The sequence below is a fragment of the Cyanobium sp. Morenito 9A2 genome, assembly GCF_024345575.1.
Classification (GTDB): Bacteria; Cyanobacteriota; Cyanobacteriia; order PCC-6307; family Cyanobiaceae; genus ATX-6F1.
The window spans coordinates 270,888-286,664 of record NZ_JAGQBJ010000003.1 but is presented as its reverse complement, the minus strand read 5'-3'; the positions used below and the strand labels follow the sequence as shown (position 1 = coordinate 286,664).

General features: G+C 66.8%; 23 protein-coding genes and 1 tRNA gene. 15 read left to right on the top strand and 9 right to left on the bottom strand.

The window, feature by feature from the left end:
* The first annotated feature begins 34 nt into the window (after positions 1–34).
* From msrA to KBY88_RS06565, 5 genes are all read left to right on the top strand, one after another.
* Positions 35–703 (top strand): peptide-methionine (S)-S-oxide reductase MsrA, encoded by a 669-nt coding sequence (gene msrA, locus KBY88_RS06585; protein WP_254939141.1) that lies wholly within the window; start codon positions 35–37, stop codon positions 701–703.
* Between the two features lie 170 nt (positions 704–873).
* On the top strand, positions 874–1,137 hold the full coding sequence (locus KBY88_RS06580; protein WP_254939113.1) for a hypothetical protein: 264 nt from the start codon (positions 874–876) through the stop codon (positions 1,135–1,137).
* 6 nt (positions 1,138–1,143) lie between these two features.
* The gene (locus tag KBY88_RS06575; protein ID WP_254939112.1) at positions 1,144–1,386 is read left to right on the top strand and encodes a hypothetical protein; all 243 of its coding nucleotides are present in this window, start codon (positions 1,144–1,146) and stop codon (positions 1,384–1,386) included.
* A 239-nt stretch (positions 1,387–1,625) separates the two neighbouring features.
* Entirely contained in the window at positions 1,626–1,934 is a 309-nt protein-coding gene (locus KBY88_RS06570; protein WP_254939140.1) for a hypothetical protein, read from the top strand.
* Between the two features lie 24 nt (positions 1,935–1,958).
* Positions 1,959–2,032 (top strand) — tRNA-Pro (locus KBY88_RS06565).
* 76 nt (positions 2,033–2,108) lie between these two features.
* Here the strand turns inward: KBY88_RS06565 and KBY88_RS06560 are convergent.
* Positions 2,109–2,375, bottom strand: coding sequence for a hypothetical protein (locus tag KBY88_RS06560; RefSeq protein WP_254939111.1), 267 nt, complete (start codon positions 2,373–2,375; stop codon positions 2,109–2,111).
* Positions 2,376–2,498: 123 nt separating this feature from the next.
* Positions 2,499–3,467, bottom strand: coding sequence for a 3'-5' exonuclease (locus KBY88_RS06555; RefSeq protein WP_254939110.1), 969 nt, complete (start codon positions 3,465–3,467; stop codon positions 2,499–2,501).
* Positions 3,468–3,839: 372 nt separating this feature from the next.
* Between KBY88_RS06555 and KBY88_RS06550 the strand changes: the two genes are divergently transcribed.
* The 5 genes from KBY88_RS06550 (at position 3,840) to KBY88_RS06530 (ending at position 6,193) form a co-directional block, all read left to right on the top strand.
* Positions 3,840–4,271 carry an alpha/beta hydrolase gene (locus KBY88_RS06550; protein WP_254939109.1) on the top strand — a complete coding sequence of 144 codons (432 nt, stop codon included), beginning with the start codon at positions 3,840–3,842 and terminating at the stop codon, positions 4,269–4,271.
* Between the two features lie 77 nt (positions 4,272–4,348).
* On the top strand, positions 4,349–4,519 hold the full coding sequence (locus KBY88_RS06545; protein WP_254939108.1) for a hypothetical protein: 171 nt from the start codon (positions 4,349–4,351) through the stop codon (positions 4,517–4,519).
* Positions 4,520–4,527: 8 nt separating this feature from the next.
* Positions 4,528–4,761, top strand: coding sequence for a hypothetical protein (locus KBY88_RS06540; RefSeq protein ID WP_254939107.1), 234 nt, complete (start codon positions 4,528–4,530; stop codon positions 4,759–4,761).
* A 3-nt stretch (positions 4,762–4,764) separates the two neighbouring features.
* Positions 4,765–4,893: a hypothetical protein gene (locus tag KBY88_RS06535; protein WP_254939106.1), complete on the top strand. Its 129-nt coding sequence runs from the start codon at positions 4,765–4,767 to the stop codon at positions 4,891–4,893.
* A 58-nt stretch (positions 4,894–4,951) separates the two neighbouring features.
* Complete coding sequence (locus tag KBY88_RS06530) at positions 4,952–6,193, top strand: MprF family protein (RefSeq protein ID WP_254939105.1); 1,242 nt, start codon at positions 4,952–4,954, stop codon at positions 6,191–6,193.
* A 451-nt stretch (positions 6,194–6,644) separates the two neighbouring features.
* Here KBY88_RS06530 and KBY88_RS06525 read toward each other — a convergent pair whose 3' ends face one another.
* Positions 6,645–6,971 (bottom strand): alpha/beta fold hydrolase, encoded by a 327-nt coding sequence (locus KBY88_RS06525; protein WP_254939104.1) that lies wholly within the window; start codon positions 6,969–6,971, stop codon positions 6,645–6,647.
* 177 nt (positions 6,972–7,148) lie between these two features.
* Between KBY88_RS06525 and KBY88_RS06520 the strand changes: the two genes are divergently transcribed.
* From KBY88_RS06520 to KBY88_RS06510, 3 genes are read left to right on the top strand one after another with little or no spacing between them, the layout of a single operon-like run.
* Positions 7,149–7,610, top strand: coding sequence for a peroxiredoxin (locus KBY88_RS06520; protein WP_254939103.1), 462 nt, complete (start codon positions 7,149–7,151; stop codon positions 7,608–7,610).
* A 22-nt stretch (positions 7,611–7,632) separates the two neighbouring features.
* Positions 7,633–8,406, top strand: a complete 774-nt coding sequence (locus KBY88_RS06515) for a DUF1350 family protein (RefSeq protein WP_254939102.1) — start codon at positions 7,633–7,635, stop codon at positions 8,404–8,406.
* A gap of 57 nt (positions 8,407–8,463) precedes the next feature.
* Positions 8,464–8,790, top strand: a complete 327-nt coding sequence (locus KBY88_RS06510) for a DUF805 domain-containing protein (RefSeq protein ID WP_254939101.1) — start codon at positions 8,464–8,466, stop codon at positions 8,788–8,790.
* Positions 8,791–8,798: 8 nt separating this feature from the next.
* Here KBY88_RS06510 and acs read toward each other — a convergent pair whose 3' ends face one another.
* Positions 8,799–10,763, bottom strand: coding sequence for an acetate--CoA ligase (gene acs / locus KBY88_RS06505; protein ID WP_254939100.1), 1,965 nt, complete (start codon positions 10,761–10,763; stop codon positions 8,799–8,801).
* A 116-nt stretch (positions 10,764–10,879) separates the two neighbouring features.
* Here acs and KBY88_RS06500 point away from each other — a divergent pair, with 116 nt between their 5' ends.
* A complete protein-coding gene (locus KBY88_RS06500) occupies positions 10,880–11,533 on the top strand; it encodes an HAD family hydrolase (RefSeq protein ID WP_254939099.1) in 654 nt (217 codons plus the stop codon).
* A gap of 75 nt (positions 11,534–11,608) precedes the next feature.
* Complete coding sequence (locus KBY88_RS06495) at positions 11,609–12,085, top strand: hypothetical protein (protein ID WP_254939098.1); 477 nt, start codon at positions 11,609–11,611, stop codon at positions 12,083–12,085.
* Between the two features lie 57 nt (positions 12,086–12,142).
* On the opposite strand, the gene KBY88_RS06490 is transcribed toward KBY88_RS06495, so the two are convergent.
* The 5 genes from KBY88_RS06490 to KBY88_RS06470 all read right to left on the bottom strand — a co-directional run bounded on the left by KBY88_RS06490 (position 12,143) and on the right by KBY88_RS06470 (position 15,767).
* A complete protein-coding gene (locus tag KBY88_RS06490) occupies positions 12,143–12,619 on the bottom strand; it encodes an ATP-binding protein (protein ID WP_254939097.1) in 477 nt (158 codons plus the stop codon).
* A 3-nt stretch (positions 12,620–12,622) separates the two neighbouring features.
* Positions 12,623–13,645, bottom strand: coding sequence for a sugar transferase (locus tag KBY88_RS06485; RefSeq protein ID WP_254939096.1), 1,023 nt, complete (start codon positions 13,643–13,645; stop codon positions 12,623–12,625).
* A gap of 65 nt (positions 13,646–13,710) precedes the next feature.
* Positions 13,711–14,190: a glycosyltransferase gene (locus KBY88_RS06480; protein WP_254939095.1), complete on the bottom strand. Its 480-nt coding sequence runs from the start codon at positions 14,188–14,190 to the stop codon at positions 13,711–13,713.
* The gene (gene pssD, locus KBY88_RS06475) at positions 14,187–14,672 is read right to left on the bottom strand and encodes a PssD/Cps14F family polysaccharide biosynthesis glycosyltransferase (RefSeq protein ID WP_261348491.1); all 486 of its coding nucleotides are present in this window, start codon (positions 14,670–14,672) and stop codon (positions 14,187–14,189) included. Before pssD ends, KBY88_RS06480 begins: the two co-directional genes overlap by 4 nt.
* Positions 14,673–14,675: 3 nt before the next feature.
* Positions 14,676–15,767: a glycosyltransferase family 2 protein gene (locus tag KBY88_RS06470; RefSeq protein ID WP_254939093.1), complete on the bottom strand. Its 1,092-nt coding sequence runs from the start codon at positions 15,765–15,767 to the stop codon at positions 14,676–14,678.
* Positions 15,768–15,777: the final 10 nt, after the last annotated feature.

Sequence of the window (15,777 nt, the reverse complement as noted above, 5' to 3'; positions counted from 1 at the left end):
TCCAGGTCCGCTCTGGAACGGATCAGTGGTGTCAATGGACGAGCGCCATGCGGTGCTGGGCGGCCCCCTGCGGGCTCCCCTGGCCAGCAACCAGGCGGAGGTGCTCTTCGGCTGTGGCTGCTTCTGGGGGGCCGAGAAGGGCTTCTGGCGCCTGCCGGGTGTGGTGACGACAGCGGTGGGCTATGCCGGTGGCTCCAGGGACAACCCGACCTACCAACAGGTCTGCTCCGGCCGCACCGGCCATGCCGAAGTGGTGCGGGTGGTCTGGGACTGCAACGCCATCGACTTCAGCGACCTCCTGAAATTGTTCTGGGAATGCCACAACCCCACCCAGGGCAACGCCCAGGGCAATGACGTGGGCAGTCAGTACCGCTCGGCGATCTACACCTTCAGCGATGGACAACTGGCCCTGGCGGAGGCCAGCCGGAGGGCCTACCAGGCCCTGCTGAGCGCTGCGGGGTTCGGTCCGATCACCACCGAGATCGCCTCCGAAAAAATCTTCTTTTTCGCAGAGAGCAACCACCAGCAGTATCTGGCCAAACCCGGCAGCAGGCCTTACTGCTCGGCCCAACCCAGCGGCGTGCGCCTGGGCGATTTCGCCTCCGCCCACTACCGCCTTCCCCCCAGCGTCTGGACCCACTACGACTGGTCGGTGCCCCACTGCGTCCTGCGGGGGGACAACGCTCCCATCGCATGGCCATGAGCAGCAGGCCCCGACAGCCGAGCTCCCACGGCGCGGACACGGCCTGGGTCGATCACCATCGGCGCGGCCTCGCCCGCCCCGGCCGGAAGCACGCGAGCCCCCTGGGCATCGCCCTTTGGGCCGCCCTGGTCCCCATGCTTGGAGCCCTGCCATGCCCACAAGCCCTGGCCATGACCTCCCCCTGGTGGGAGGACTACGCGGTCAAGACCCGTTACCTCTGCCGCGATCAGGGGGTGCTCGTGGTGGAACGTAACGACGCCCAGGCCTCGATCATCAGCGGCCGGTTCCGCACCACCCTGTTCCGGGAAAGCTCCGAGCTTCCAGGAGTTCGCTACAAAACCAGTGATGGAATGCGGCTGATCCTGAACGGGGACGAATTGACCATCGAACAGCTGCCCCAGCGGGTCCAGTGCCTGCGCACCGAGGAGGTCTGAGCGGCGATGGCCAACCCCGAACCGCTCGAGAACAGCCAGGTGATCCTGGGCCTGGTGATCACCCTGGGCCTCGTCTTCGCCCTGGTGTTCTGGTACGTGCGCCTCCAGGGGCCCATTGAACCGCCGTTCCTCTGGCGCCAGGGCCCTGCCCCAGAGGCGCCGACCAGGCTCAAGGGAGGGGCCGTGACCACCGCGCCAGCCCCGCGGAACGCAGGGATCCACTCAACCGCAACCACAACGACAGTCTGAAGAGCCCTGCCAGCCCCCCAGGGCGCGGGTTCGGACCCCCCTGTGTGGGAAGCCTGGCCGCCAGGCCCTCGGCAGGGCCCATCAATGGTGCCAATCTGATCGGGAGCCCTGGAACCGACGGTTCCGTCCCCGCCATCGCCGCCACGCCCCCCGAACCAAGGCCCCCAGAACCAAGGCCCCCCGAACTGACGCCCCCGGAGCAGGATTCCCGACCCGGCAGCAGGCGTCAGTTGCACCCCCTGCCCAAGGGGCTGGTGGAGCTCTACGGGCTGCTGGCGGTGCTCTTCGTGCTCGTGCCCGAGTGGATGGCGGGAGGAGCCCTGGTCAGCTTCCGCGACAACCGCCGTGGCTCAGAGCTGCCGGTCACCTCGATGGCCTGGCGGCGGCTGCCGGAACTGCGCCTGGCCTCCCTGAGCCTGCTGGAACTGCGTCAACTGGCGGCCCGGCTGCGCCTCTGCGGCTACAGCCGCCTCAACCGTGAGCGGCTGACGGCACGTCTGCTCAAGCGCATCAAGCGGCAGCAACAGCGGTCGCTCAGGGGCTTGTAGGGGCTGTGATAGCTTCCATCTCGCCGGGGCGTAGCGCAGCTTGGTAGCGCACCACTTTGGGGTAGTGGGGGTCGCAGGTTCAAATCCTGTCGCTCCGATTCACTGGTTTCGAGATCTACGAAATCCACAACAATCGTTTTCATCACCGGCTCCCCCAGCCGGTTTTTTTATGGCTCAGCCCAGGCGTGTGACCACGCCATAGCGGGCCAGCCAGCGGTTCACCCGCGGCCGCAGCCGAGGCGGAACCTCCTGGATCAACACGCCGAGTTCGACGGCCGCCAAGCGACGTAAATCGCGTACATCAACATGCCAGAGCGCTTCGGCCTCTCGGATCAACCGCGCCCAGGTGCGGCTGTCCTGCCAGCGGCGCAGACGGGCCCGCCGTCCGAACGGGCGGTCAAACGGACGACCGCCCCGCGGCTGCAGGGTGGGTTTGACCATCAAGGCGACGGCGATACCTCCAGCTTGAGGCGGCCAAGGGTTGTCGAGGGGAACGCTGCAACGAACGTTCCATTGCTTAAGCAATAGCGACTCCACGAACGTCTTGGCCGGCAGGTTCCGCACTCAGGCGCTGCGCCGCTGGTCCGGTTCGAGCTCGATGGCTTGCACCGCAAAGGACAGGGCCGCCACCTCCCGCTCCGAGAGTCGGCGGGTCCAGGCGCCTTTCACCGGTTCGTTCCAGCGGAAGCCCGCCTCCCGGGCAAGCTGGCGTTCGTCGTAGGAGACGCGCGCCTTGTAGAGCCGGCGGGGCTCCAGGGCTGACTGCAGCAGGGCTTCGAGATCGGGGCGGCGCTCGAACACCTGGGCCAGGTAGGTGCAATCGGTGAGAGCCCGGTGGGCTGCCCAGACAGGGATGCCATGGGCCAGGGCCAGATCGCGCAGGGAGGGCTGGGGGCGCAGGTGCAGCTCCGCGGGCCAGCGGATGTCATCCATGCTGCAGATCCAGGGCCGCTCGATCGCCGCCAGCGGGCCCTGGCCAAACCACTGGCGATCGAAAGCGGCGTTGTGGGCCACCACGGCGTCGGCCGCCTCCACCAGTCGCTCGAAGGCGGTCCGCAGGGGCTCCCAGGGCTGATCCAGGCGGCTCACGGCGGCGGGAATGCCATTGATCGCTTCACAGGGGTTGGCCCTGCAGGGCAACAGGAAGGAGATCTGGCCGAGTACCGCCCTGGGAGCCACCGCAAACAGAATCGCCCCCAGCTCGATGCAAGCCCCCCGACTGGGGTCCAGGCCCGTGGTTTCCGTATCGATGATCAAGAGGCGCTCAGGCCAGCCCTGGAAAGGCTCGCTTCCGGCCCACCGGGGCAGGGCCACCGAACGGGAACGGGCAGCAGGGGCTGGGACCTGAGCCGGGGATTGATCGAAAGGAGTCGCGCCCGGATCCTCCAGGCTGGCCAGGGCCTGCTTGAGCTCGGTCTCGAGGCGCTCGACTTCGAGGCGCTCACTTTCGAGGCGATCACCGAGGGGGGTCTCCGATCGCTCACCCCAGAGCGGCAGCTGACCTGCCGACGCATCTCCCGCTTCGGTGGCCATCAGCCCCCCCATGGTTGGACCCATGGTCCCAGAGCTGGCAAGCAGCCGGACACCGCCGGGGCGCCAGCTCCCTGAATGGGGAAACGCCACGTCGCGTCAGCGATCTCACCATTGAGGCAGCGCCTGGGGAAAGGCCTGCGGATCGCCCTGGGGCTCGGTGTGAGTGGCTTGCTGGGGCTGTTGGGTGTGGCCTAGTGGTACGCCTTCGTGGCCGGTGCCCCCCCAGCTGGATGCCCAGGAACTGCCCGCCAGCAAGGACCTCAGCTTCCTGGTTGAGAGCTTTCCCAGCCGGACCATGGGCCAGAGCCGCAGCTAAGGCCTGATCCTGCCCCCCGGCTACGGGCGTGAAGCAATCGGCACAATCCAGGGATCGTGCTGCTCTATGGCGACCACGACAACGCCCGCGCCTTCTACAACAACTACGCCATCACCTCGGTGCTCGATGCCCTCCATGGAGACCGATCGCTCGAACCGAGTCTGATCGTCCCCCCCGACGGCAACGACAACCGGGGCTCCAGCCCCCTGTTCGATTCCGTCTACAGCGACGGCCCCAACGGCCGGATGTCGACCCTGATCGGCAGCGACCTGGTGCAGGTGCTTCAAAAGCGCTACCGCACCAGCAGCGGGACCGGAAGCTGGGCCCTGGGGGGCTTCTCATCGGGCGGCTGGGGAGCCCTCACCATCGGCCTGCGCCATCTCGATCACTTCGGCACCCTGTTCAGCCATGACGGCTACTTCACGGACGCCGCGGCCCCGCCAACAGTCCGAACCTGTTCATCCGCTCGCTGCCGGCCCAACCGCTGAGGGGTCTGCGCGTCTACCTCGATGTCGGCAAGAACGATCCCAACTTCCTGGCCTCCACGCTGCAATTCGCCAGCACCTTGAGGCAGCTCGGCATCCGCCCCGTGGTCCCCGTGTTCCCCGGTGGCCATTGCCTCAGCGGGCCGGACGTGGGCTGGAACGAAATCCGTAAACACCTGCGCGACTCGCTTCGTTTTGTGGATTACTCCTTCGCTCTGGCCCACCCGGCGCCAGCGGCACCACCCCTCTGAGCAAGCCCATGCTGCGACGGGACAGCATCCCGCTGATCGTTGCCGTCAGCCTGATGACCGCCCTGGTGGGGGTGCTCGATCTGATCACGGCGATCACCCCGACCCTGCCGAACGTCCTTGAAGACCTGGAGACCGTGTTCCCTCTGGAGGTGCGCACGGGCGCCCACGTGTTCGCCGGCTTCTCCAGCTTCCCTCTGATCACCCTGGCGCTGAACCTGCTGCGGCGCAAGCAGCTGGCCTGACTGTTGATCTGCCTGCTGCTGTCGGCCTCGATCACGCTCCACCTGCTACGCGGGGTGCATCCGGCCGTCGTGGGCTGCAGCGGAGCGCTGCTGGTGTTGCTTGTGCGGATGTGGCCGGCGTTCACCGCCTAGTCGGATCGAGGGTCGATCCGACTGGGGTTGCGGGCCTTCGCCCTGGCGCTGCTGTTGCTTGGCCTACGGCAGCTTGGGCTTCTACCTGCTCGATCGGCACTTTTCGGTCAATTTCAACTGGGGGGACGCGATCGCCCAGACCCTGGCGATGTTCTTCACCGAGGACAACGCCGGCCTGAACCCACGCACCCGGTTCGGGGCCAGCTTCGCCGATTCGATCGGCCTGCTTGGCCTGGCCACCATGGGCTGGGCCCTGGTGTTGCTGCTGCGGCCGGTGCTCCGACCCCCTGGTCCCTCGGCTCCGGAGCGCGAGAAAGCCCGGTCGATTGTTCAGTTCCACGGCTGTGTCTCCCTGGCCGCCTTCTGCCTCTTGCCCGACAAAACCCTGTTCTTCAGCCCCTCTGGCGAGAGCTTGATCGCCTTTGCCGCCGGGGGGCGAGGGGCCGTTGCCCTCGGTGATCCGATCGGCCCTGAAGCCGACCGCCGCCGGGCGATCAGCGCCTTTCTGGAGCACTGCCAGGGCGACGACTGGGAACCCGCCTTCTATCAAGTACGGCCCGACGATCTGGATCTCGACCGCTCCCTGGGGCTGCGTGCCCTCAAGAACGGAGAGGAGGGAATCGTGGATCTGACGACCTTCAGCCTCAAGGACAAGGCCGCCGGGTCCCTGCGGACGCCGCTGAACAAACTGCGCACGTTGGGCCACCAGATCGAATTCCACAGCCCACCCTTGGGCGAGGCACTCATCAACGAGCTGGCTCCTGTGAGCGCAGAATGGTTGCGCTCGATGGAGGGTTCAGAGAAGCGTTTCTCCCTGGGCTGGTTCGACCCCACTTACCTGCGCGCCACGGATCTCGCCCTGGTGCGCAATGGGGAGGGCCAACTCAGCGCCTTCGCCAACCTGCTCACTGGCGTGCGGCCGGGGGAGGTGATGGTCGACCTGATGCGCCGTCGCCGCCAGATCGAACCTGGCACCATGGCCGCCCCGTTCGTCCACCTCTTTCAGCACGATCAAGCGGCGGGCTACGAACGTTTCAACCTGGGGCTTTCAGCCCTCAGTGGCCTGGGGGACGACCAGCAGACGCCGCGGCTGGCGGCACGCACCCTCGATCGTCTTTCAAAGCACCTCGACCGCTTCTACGGGTTCCAGGGGCTGCACGCGTACAAATCCAAATTCCACCCTCGCTGGGAACCCCGCTACCTGAGCTTCCCCAGCTATAGCGCCCTGCCCCACGTGATCCTGGCCCTGGTGCGCGCCGACTCCGGCGACCGGCTGCTCGACTACATCCGGCCCTCCTGATCGAGAGCAGGCCCCACCCAACCGGATCAGCCCAGCTCCTGGATCCATGCGGCGATCAATCGGTTCACGGGCTCGGCCCGCTCGACCTCTCAACAGAGGGCCCGCCTCGGCGAGGTGGTGGTGCCCGGCGCTGAACTGGGCCGCTAGAGCGTCTCCTGTGGCATGGCTGAAGACGGGGGCATGGCCGCCGGTGAGCCCCAGGGCCGGTGGTTCCCGCCAACGACACGGCTGCGGCCGGCGGTGCAGGTCATAGTCCCAGAACGGACCAACGGATCGGTACGGATCAGCGTCAGTGGACAGGGGCGATTCAAGGAAAAACCGCTCCAGGGCGGGACCACTGCCCCCGCTGGCGAGGCGGCGGCAGATCTCCTGGGCCAGGGGTGCCTTGAACAGATGGCGTCCCATGGACTCCCTCCAGCGCACCAGCGGCGCTTCCCACCAGGGGTCGAGGTCATGGGTGCCCTCGGCGACCAGCACCAGGCCGGCCAGGGGCCGGTGACGCGCCAGCTCCAATCCGATCGGCACGCCATCGCTGTGGCAGCAGAGGATCGGCGCCGGGAGGCCCCTGGTGTTCCAGCCGCCGCCGCAGGTCGCTGCCATGGCGACCGATGGAATAGGCGGGATAGGGCGATGACTGGCCATGGCCCCCCAGGTCGTAGGCCAGGGGCCCCCAACCCCGCTCCAAGGCCGCCTCGAACTGGCAGCGCCAATTGAAGCGATGGCCCAGGGCGCCATGGATGAACATCAGGGTCGGTCCCTGGCCCCGCCAATGCGCCACCTGAAGCTGTACGACAGATCGCAGGGTGATGGCCTCACCAGCCATTGAATCGCCCTGGGCGATGGCTACCCCAGAAGCCTCCTACGGCATGCTCCTGTGACACTCGCTCGAAGAAGGTGTTCGGTGAACGGGGCGCCCTGGAACCTTCCTAGGGTGCTCTCATCCCGCAGCCTCCCGGTGGCCCCAGCCCTCCAGGTGGGCGATTCGATCCCGCCGATCGCGCTCACCGACCAGAACGGCCTCGAACGCCGTAGCGATCAACTGAACGCTCAGCCCCTGGTGCTGTTTTTCTACCCCAAGGACGACACCCCCGGTTGCACCGCCGAGGTCTGCGCCTTCCGTGACGGCTATGGCGAGCTCCAGGCCCTCGGTGCCCAGGTGTGGGGAGTCAGTGGCGATGACGCGGCCAGCCACGGCCGCTTCTCCCAGCGCCATGGGCTGCCCTTCCCCTTGCTGATCGATCGCGGCAACTCCCTGCGCAAGGCCTTTGGTGTGCCCAGCGTGCTGGGGTTGTTGCCAGGACGCGTCACCTATGTGATCGATGGGGGGGGTGTGGTGCGCCACGTGTTCAACAACCTGCTCGATGGTGCCGCCCATGCCCGGGAGGCGCTGGCAGCGCTGAAGGCCCTAAAGGGTTGAAGCGAACCCTGGGCGTCGAGCCATGAGCGACTGGCATCAGCAGGGGCCCCTCTGGTGCCTCACCCCGCGCGAGCCCATCGGGCTGGTGGAGTTCATCGGCGGCACCGGTCTGGCGCTCACACCCCAGCTCAGCTACCGGCGCCTGCTGGAGGCGCTCGTCCGCCAGGGGGCCCAGGTGCGGGCCTGGGGCTACGTGCCGGGTTTCGATCACCAGGCCCAGGCGAACGAGGCTTGGCGTGCCTTTCGAAAGGCCCGGGAGAAGCGGCCCAGCGGCGGGGCGCTGGAGCCCCTGCGACTCGGTCACAGCCTCGGCTGCAAACTGCACCTGCTGGCCCCTGACGGCGGCCGGGGTAGCGCCGCCCTGGCGGCCCTCTGCTTCAACAACTTCGCCGCCGCCAGCTCGATTCCGTTGTTGGGGGAGCTGGCCCCGCGGCTGGGGCTGAGCAGCGAATTCAGTCCTTCGCCGGCCGAAACCCTGCGCCTGATCGCGAGCGGCTACGGCCAACGTCGCAACCTGCTGGTGCGCTTCAGCCGCGATGGGATCGATCAAAGCGAAGAGCTGTTGTCGGTGCTGCGGCAACGCCCGAACGACCGCTCTGAGCTGCTGGAGTTACAGGGTGATCACCTCACTCCCGCCAGCGCCGGCGTGCGCCAGAACCTGCTGGGCAACTGGGCTGACGATCCAGCACGGGTGCGCCAAATGCGCCAACTCTGTGGGGCGCTGATGGGCTGGTGGCAAAATCCCGTGGATGCAGAACGTCGCAACGACTACAACAAATACCCTGAAAACGGTTGACAGGACTGGTAGCTGGTTACAGGGTATGCAGGTTACAAATGTCCCGCTGGAGCTTCCATGGCCCAACCCATTGATGCCTATGTCTCTGGCTGGCAACGAGCGTTCGATTACGAAGGGCGCACTAACCGCGGCGACTACTGGTGGTTTGTACTAGCGAACTTGATTGTTGTCGTTGTGTTGTTGGTTCTCTCTGGTTTCATTGAAGCCTTTCGAGCACTTACCAACATCTACGTCATCGCTCAAATTGTTCCTCACCTACCACTGACGATCCGCCGACTGCGGGATTCGGGCAAACCCTGGCCTTGGATTTTCATCAGCCTGGTGCCCTTGATCGGCGGCATCTGGCTGATCGTGCTGCTCGTGCAGGCCTCGATTCCCGGCTGAGGCCCCACTCAGACCCGCAGGGCATCCAGCACGCTGCGGTCCTCCAGGGTGCTGGTGTCACCGCTCACCTCCTCGCCCGCCGCCAGGGACCGCAGGATGCGGCGCATGATCTTGCCGCTGCGGGTCTTGGGCAAGGCATCGGAGAAGCGGATCTCATCGGGACGGGCGATCGGACCGATTTCCTTGCCCACATGCTTTCTGAGCTCGGCGGCCAAGGCGTCATCGCCCACCCGGCCCGTCTCCAGGGTGATGAAGGCCACGATCCCCTCGCCCTTGAGCGCATCGGGGCGGCCCACCACAGCCGCCTCGGCCACGGCCGGGTGGCTCACCAAAGCCGATTCGATCTCCATCGTGCCCAGCCGGTGCCCTGAAACGTTGATCACGTCATCGACCCGGCCCATCACCCAGAAATAGCCGTCGCCGTCGCGGCGGGCGCCATCGCCGGCGAAATAGAGCCAACTGCCATCGGCCGGGCGGATGTGCTCCCAGTAGCTGCGGCGGAAGCGATCGGGATCGCCGTGCACGGTGCGCATCATTCCGGGCCAGGGGCGCCGCACCGCCAGGTAGCCCCCTTCATCCACCCCCACGCTGTTGCCGCTGATGTCCACCACGTCGGCGGAGATGCCGGGCAGGGGAAGGGTGGCGGATCCGGGTTTGGTGGGGGTGGCCCCGGGCAGGGGGCTGATCATCACGCCGCCGGTTTCGGTCTGCCACCAGGTGTCCACCACCGGGCAGCGGTTGTGGCCGATCACCTCCCGGTACCACATCCAGGCCTCGGGGTTGATCGGCTCTCCCACCGTGCCAAGGATGCGCAGGGAGCTCATGTCGTACTGGTCGGGCACCTCCCGGCCGTTCTTCATGAACGCCCGGATCGCCGTGGGCGCGGTGTAGAAGATCGTGACCTTGTGCTTCTCGATCACCTCCCAGAAGGCCCCGGGCTTGCTGGGGCGCGGGGCTCCCTCGTACATCACCGTGGTGGCGCCGTTCGAGAGCGGGCCGTAGACGATGTAGCTGTGGCCGGTGATCCAGCCCACATCGGCGGTGCACCAGTGGATGTCGTCCTCGCGCAGGTCGAAGATCCACCGGAAGGTCAGCTGGGCCCAGAGGTTGTAGCCGGCGGTGGTGTGCACCACCCCCTTCGGTTTGCCGGTGGAGCCGGAGGTGTAGAGCACGAACAGCCGGTCTTCGCTGGCCATCGGCTCGGCCGCCGCCTCCGGGCTCTGGGGGTCCACCAGCTCATGCCACCAGTGGTCCCGGCCGCTGGTGAAGCTCACCTCTTGGCCCGTGCGCCGCACCACCAGCACGTGCTCCACGCTGGGGCAGTCGTCAGCGAGGGCCTGATCCACCGCCGGCTTGAGCGCCACGGGCTTGTCCTTGCGGAAGCCGCCATCGGCGGTGATCACCGCCTTGGCCTCCCCATCGATCAGCCGGTCCCGCAGGGCCTCAGCGGAATACCCCCCGAAGACCACCGAGTGGGGGGCGCCGATGCGGGCGCAGGCCAGCATGGCGATCGCCGCCTCGGGCACCATCGGCATGTAGAGCGCCACCAGGTCGCCCTTGCCGATCCCCAGGGAGCGCAGGGCATTGGCGGCCTTGCCCACCTCCGCGTGCAATTGGCGGTAGGTGAAGGTGCGCCCATCACCCGGCTCCCCCTCCCAGATCAGGGCTGTCTTGTCGGCGCGGGGGCCATCGAGATGGCGATCAAGGCAGTTGTAGGCCACGTTGGTGCTGCCGCCCTCGAACCAGCGGGCGAAGGGCGGGTGGCTCCAATCGAGCACCTGCTCAAAAGGCTTGAACCAGTGCAGATGCGTGCGGGCCTGCTCGCCCCAGAAGGCGTCAGGGTCAGCCTCCACCCGGGCCACCAGCTCCCGGTAGGCCTCCAGGCTGCCGATCTGGGCTGTGGCCGCGAGCTCCGCGGGGGGGGCGAACACCCGTTGCTCCTGGAGCACCGATTCGATCGTGGCCTCGCTCATCCATCCGCTGCAGCGATGGCCCATTCAAGCCAGCGGCCGTCCCGCTTGAGCGGGGGGGAGACGGATGTTGAAGGGTCCGGCGCCGGGGCCAAGGGTTGGGCTGGGAAGATGGCCCGATGAACCGGCCCGCCGCCTGTCTCTTCGACCTTGACGGTCTCCTGTTGGACACCGAGCCCCTGCATGGCCGCGCCTGGAGCCAGGCCGCCCACCATTTCGGTGTGGAATTGGCCGCTGACCAGTTGCTGAGCCTCAGGGGGCGCCGGCGCCAGGACAACGCCGCACAGGTGCTCCAGTGGATCCAGGCCCAGCAGGGCCAGGCCCCTACGGCTGAAGCGCTGTTCGCCGTGCAGCAGCCGATCGCCCAGCGGCTGCTGCCCCAGGCCAGGGGGATCGATGGGGCAGCTGAGTTACTGACCCGCTGCCAGGAACTCTCCATTCCGATGGCTCTGGTCACCAGCAGCAGCGCCGAGGCCGTGGCGCACAAGGCGGCCCCGCATCCCTGGCTGGCACTGATCGGGATGCACGTGCATGGCGACGACCCTGAGCTGGAGCGGGGCAAACCCGCCCCCGACAGCTTCCTGCTGGCGGCCCACCGGCTGGGGGTGCCTGCCGCCGACTGCTGGGCCTTTGAGGATTCCCCGGCCGGGGCCCTGGCCGCTCGCGAGGCCGGCTGCCAGGTGCATGTGCTCGTCGCCCCAGACCTTGATCGATCCGTCTTCCCCACGGGGGTACGCCTGCTGCGCAGTCTTCGAGCGGTGGAGCTGGCCTAGGCGCCCGATTCGGCCAGACTGACGCCCATGGCAGACAGTCGCTGGCCGAGGAGCAGGCTCGCCGCCCTGATGCTGATGGCCCTCTCCACCGCACCGTCCGTGGCCCGTCCCGACGCCTCCGCTGCCTTTCTTCCCTCCGGCACTCCCATCACCCAGGCCCACGGAGCCGCGTTCACCTCCCATCGGGACCGGTTCGTTCCCCACTGCTCCTGGCGATTCTGGTATCTGCACCACAGCAAGAAGGTCTGGTTCCGCGTCGACGAACCCGCCGCGGAGAAACTCCTGCCGGTCTTCACCTATGAAGGGCGACCGATCCTTCACCGCAGTGAAGGGGAGGCTGCCTCCCGGGGGCACCACCGCTACAGAGGCCTCGCACCGGTGCTCTGGGGGGACTGGCCTGGCTGGGGCTGGGGCCATGGACCGGCAGGGACCCGCCTGTTCCTGGAGGTCTGGACGCGCTGGAGCTGGCTCCATCCCGAGGCCTGTGGACGGCCCGAGCGCTTCGGTGTGGACTTCTTCGTGCACGGTCATGGCACGCCTGGGTCCCGCTGATCGGAATCGCACCAGCGCTCCGCTGGTGCGTCTCATGGGCCCGCAGGCGCTGGTTGGTCAGCCCGGAAGGGGGTGTTGCAGCAGCAACAGGTTTCCTCCTTCCGGCTGGGGGTCGTAGCGAATCGTCCAGCCGTAATCCCGACGGAGCTTGCCCAGCATGATCAGGCCCCAGTGGGCCTCGCGCTCCAGCAGGGCCGGCAGGCCGTCCACCCCACGTTCCATGCTCGAGGGGACAGCCGTTTCAAGCCCTGGGCCGATGTCGAAGGATGCGCCCTGGTCACGGATGCAAAGCTCGATCGAGTCGGCGTCAATCGTCAGACTCACCAACACAGGGGGAGGCTCGGCCAACCCCTGGTGGGCGTGGCGCACGGCGTTGCTGAACCCCTCCACCAGGGCCGTCTGGGCCTGGATCTTGAGCATCGGATCGAAGGAGGAAGACAGGTGCCGCTCGAACCACTCGAGCAGATCAGGAAGCACCTCGATCCGACTCGGAAAGAGAACTTCGCCACGGCCGGGAGTCAGGGGGGCAGCCATGGCTCAGGAAGCGCCCGAACGCTTGCTGAAGATCACGGTCAGGGTTTTGACCATCAAGTGGAGGTCATGGCGGAGGCTCCAGTTCTCCTGGTAGCGCAGGTCGAGCTTGATCACATCCTCGAAGTCGAGCACCTGGGAACGCCCGTTCACCTGCCATTCACCCGACAGCCCAGGCCGCACATCCAAGCGCTGCCAGTTGGGAACCGCATAGCGATCGACCTCGTCCGGGGTGGGGGGCCTGGTGCCCACCAGGCTCATGTCCCCGATCAGCACATTCCAGAACTGGGGCAGTTCGTCGAGGCTGGTGCGCCGAAGGAATTTCCCCACGCGGGTGATGCGGGGATCATTGGCGTTCTTGAAGAAGGCGCCGCTGGCTTCGTTCTTGACGCTCTGGCGGAGGGCTTCGGCATTCACCACCATCGAGCGGAATTTCCACAATCGGAAGCGCCGTCCCATCCAGCCCATCCGCACCTGGGCAAAGAGAATCGGTCCCTTGCTCTCCTGGCGAATCGCCAGGGCAATGAACGGGAACAGCAGGGCGGTCACGGCCAGACCGACCAGGGCTCCAACGATGTCGATCAACCGCTTCGGCAGGGAACGCACCGAGGGATGGGTGATCGCGGGGCGCTCCTTGCTGGTCAAAGCCAGGGCGGGATTCAACGCCTCGGAGCCCTCCGCCAGCGGCAGCATCGGCTCCAGCCCCATCAATGAAAAGGCCAGCTTCACCTGGGCACCGGCGGACCAGGCCACCATCGGGATGGCCCGGGCGCGCGCTTCTTTGAGGTTGGAGATCAGCGAACCGAGGCCACTGCTATCGATCAGCTCGGTGCGGCTGAAATCCAGCACGATGCGGCGGGTGTCCGGGTGCTGGGGCAGAAGCTCCGCCAGGGCATCGCGGAAGGCCACCGCCTCGGTCACGGTGAACCGCCGCGGAAAACCGAGCAGCAGGGTGCCGCGGTAGGAGGTGACCGTGACGCCACTGGTGGGGGTCGCTTGGGCGGCGCCTGGATCGTGGCGGTGGGCCATGGGGGGTGCGTCGAGGAGGGTGGATCCGCCATCGGGCGGTGGGACCGGCGCCGTCGCAGCGCCGATCAGGCGGGAAACTGCTGCTCCAATCGGTGGCAGACCGCCTGGGCGGCCGTCACCGAGAGATCACCGATCGACATCTTGGTGGGGTCGGCCAGAAAGCGCACCAGATCAGCGGGCCCCCAGGCGATCGGAACCCCGATCGAACCGAGGGCCTGGGCCAGTTCCAACTGATGGTCATCCACGTGCTCCTGGTATCGCTGGCTGCGGGGCACCAGGATGTATGGCGTCTGAAGGCCATCGAGCAGCAGCACGGTGCCCTCGCCGCAATGGGCCATCACCACCCGGGCGCGCCGCACCAGGGCTTCGAAATCCTGTTCGCGGAGCAGTCGATAGACCTTGGCCCCACTCGGGATGAAGGTGCAGGTGCCGTACTGCACCACCAGCTCCTCCTCACCGATCAGGTCATCATCGATGAGTCGCTCGATCCAGCGCATCAGGCGGTTGAAGGGAAACTTCTCAGTCCCCACGGTGACCAGAATCATCGCGGTTCACCCCTCGACGGCAGCCCAGGGCCAACCGCCGCCGAGCGGATCAGTTCCGCCCGTGGGTAGCGCGCCTGCAACTGCGGCCAGTGCACGTAGAGAACATCAACGAAGGGCAGCGCCAAGCGCGCCGAGAGGCTGAGCGTTTCGATCCTGGTGATCGATTCCACGAACACCGTGCGGCGGCCCTGGATCTTGCCGAGGATCAGGAAGGGGACCGCCACGCCGGCACCGGTGGAAAGGATCACCTCCGGCTGCTGGCGCCGCAGCACGCGCCAGGAGAGCAGGGCGTTGCGGATCAGGTTGGGCACGTTGCGGTTGGTGGGGCTGTGGGCCCAGGCCACCCGCTCGTCCTTCAGAGCCTCTCGGGTGGTGGCCGAATCGAAGGTCACCCAGGTTCGCCTGTGTTGCCTCCAGAACGGCTCCAATTGGAGCAGACCCTTGAAATGGCCCCCCGAGGAGCAAACCAGCAACAAATCCATGACTCAGGCTTGCCGCGATCCCGGGTTGCTGGCACGCCGGGGACCTGACTGCAGAGCGATCTTCAGACGCTGCATCAGCCCCGTGATTCGCACCATGGTGGTCTCGATCAGCCTATAGAGAGAAGCCGGGAGGAGGACTCCCAGGTAAGCAGCCGCCAGGGTGATCGCCGTGCGCAAGGGCTCCTCCCGCCATAGGTCCGGATAGGTGCGCAGGGCGTCGTGGCTGAGCTGGACCCCGAGGCGCGATTGCCGCTCACGGATTGCCCGCCGGGCCAGATAGCGGAGCTGGTAGCCACGGGCCCGGGCGCCGTGGCGGCAGATCAGCTCAGGGGCATAGCCGGCGGTCTTGTCGAGAACCCGCTGCCAGCTGTCGAACTGCTTCTCAATGTTGGCCGAGAGGCCGCCGCTGCTGATCCGGTAGAGGGTGAGCGGCTCGGCCAGGCCTTCAAAGGTCCAATGGGTCTGCAGGGCGATACGTAACCAGCACTCGATGTCTTCCGATTGACGAAAGCTGTCATCGAACCAGAAGCTCTCCGGCGTTCCATAGAGGTTCGCCTCGAAGCGGATGCCATCGAGCACCTCCCGGCGCAGCACGACACAGGAGCCATTGCTGATCGGATTGCGGCAGAGGATCAGCTCGGGGGTGATGGCCTGCAGCGGCGGGGTCTGGTAGATCCCGAGGCGGTGGCCCTGGTCATCGATGAAAGCTGAACGGGAGTAGCTCACCCCCACCGATGGAGCGGCCTGCAGGTGCCGCACGTGCCGCTCGATCTTTTCTGGCAGCCAGAGATCGTCGCTGTCGAGGAAGCCAAGAATCGACCCGCTGGCGTGGCGAATGCCCGTGTTGCGAGCCCCCGCCAAGCCGCGGTTCTTCTGCTGCACAATTCGGATGCGGGGATCGTCGTAGTGGCGGCAAAGGTCCACTCCATCATCGGTGGAACCGTCATCCACCACCAGGATTTCGAGGTTGGAGTAGGACTGCGCCAGCACCGATTCGAGGCTGGCGGCCACGGTGCACGCCGCGTTGTAGAGCGGCATCACCACGGAGACGAGGGGCCGGGAAGACTCCTGGGGAGGTGGGTCGGAGCGGGGCACGGACGGCGCT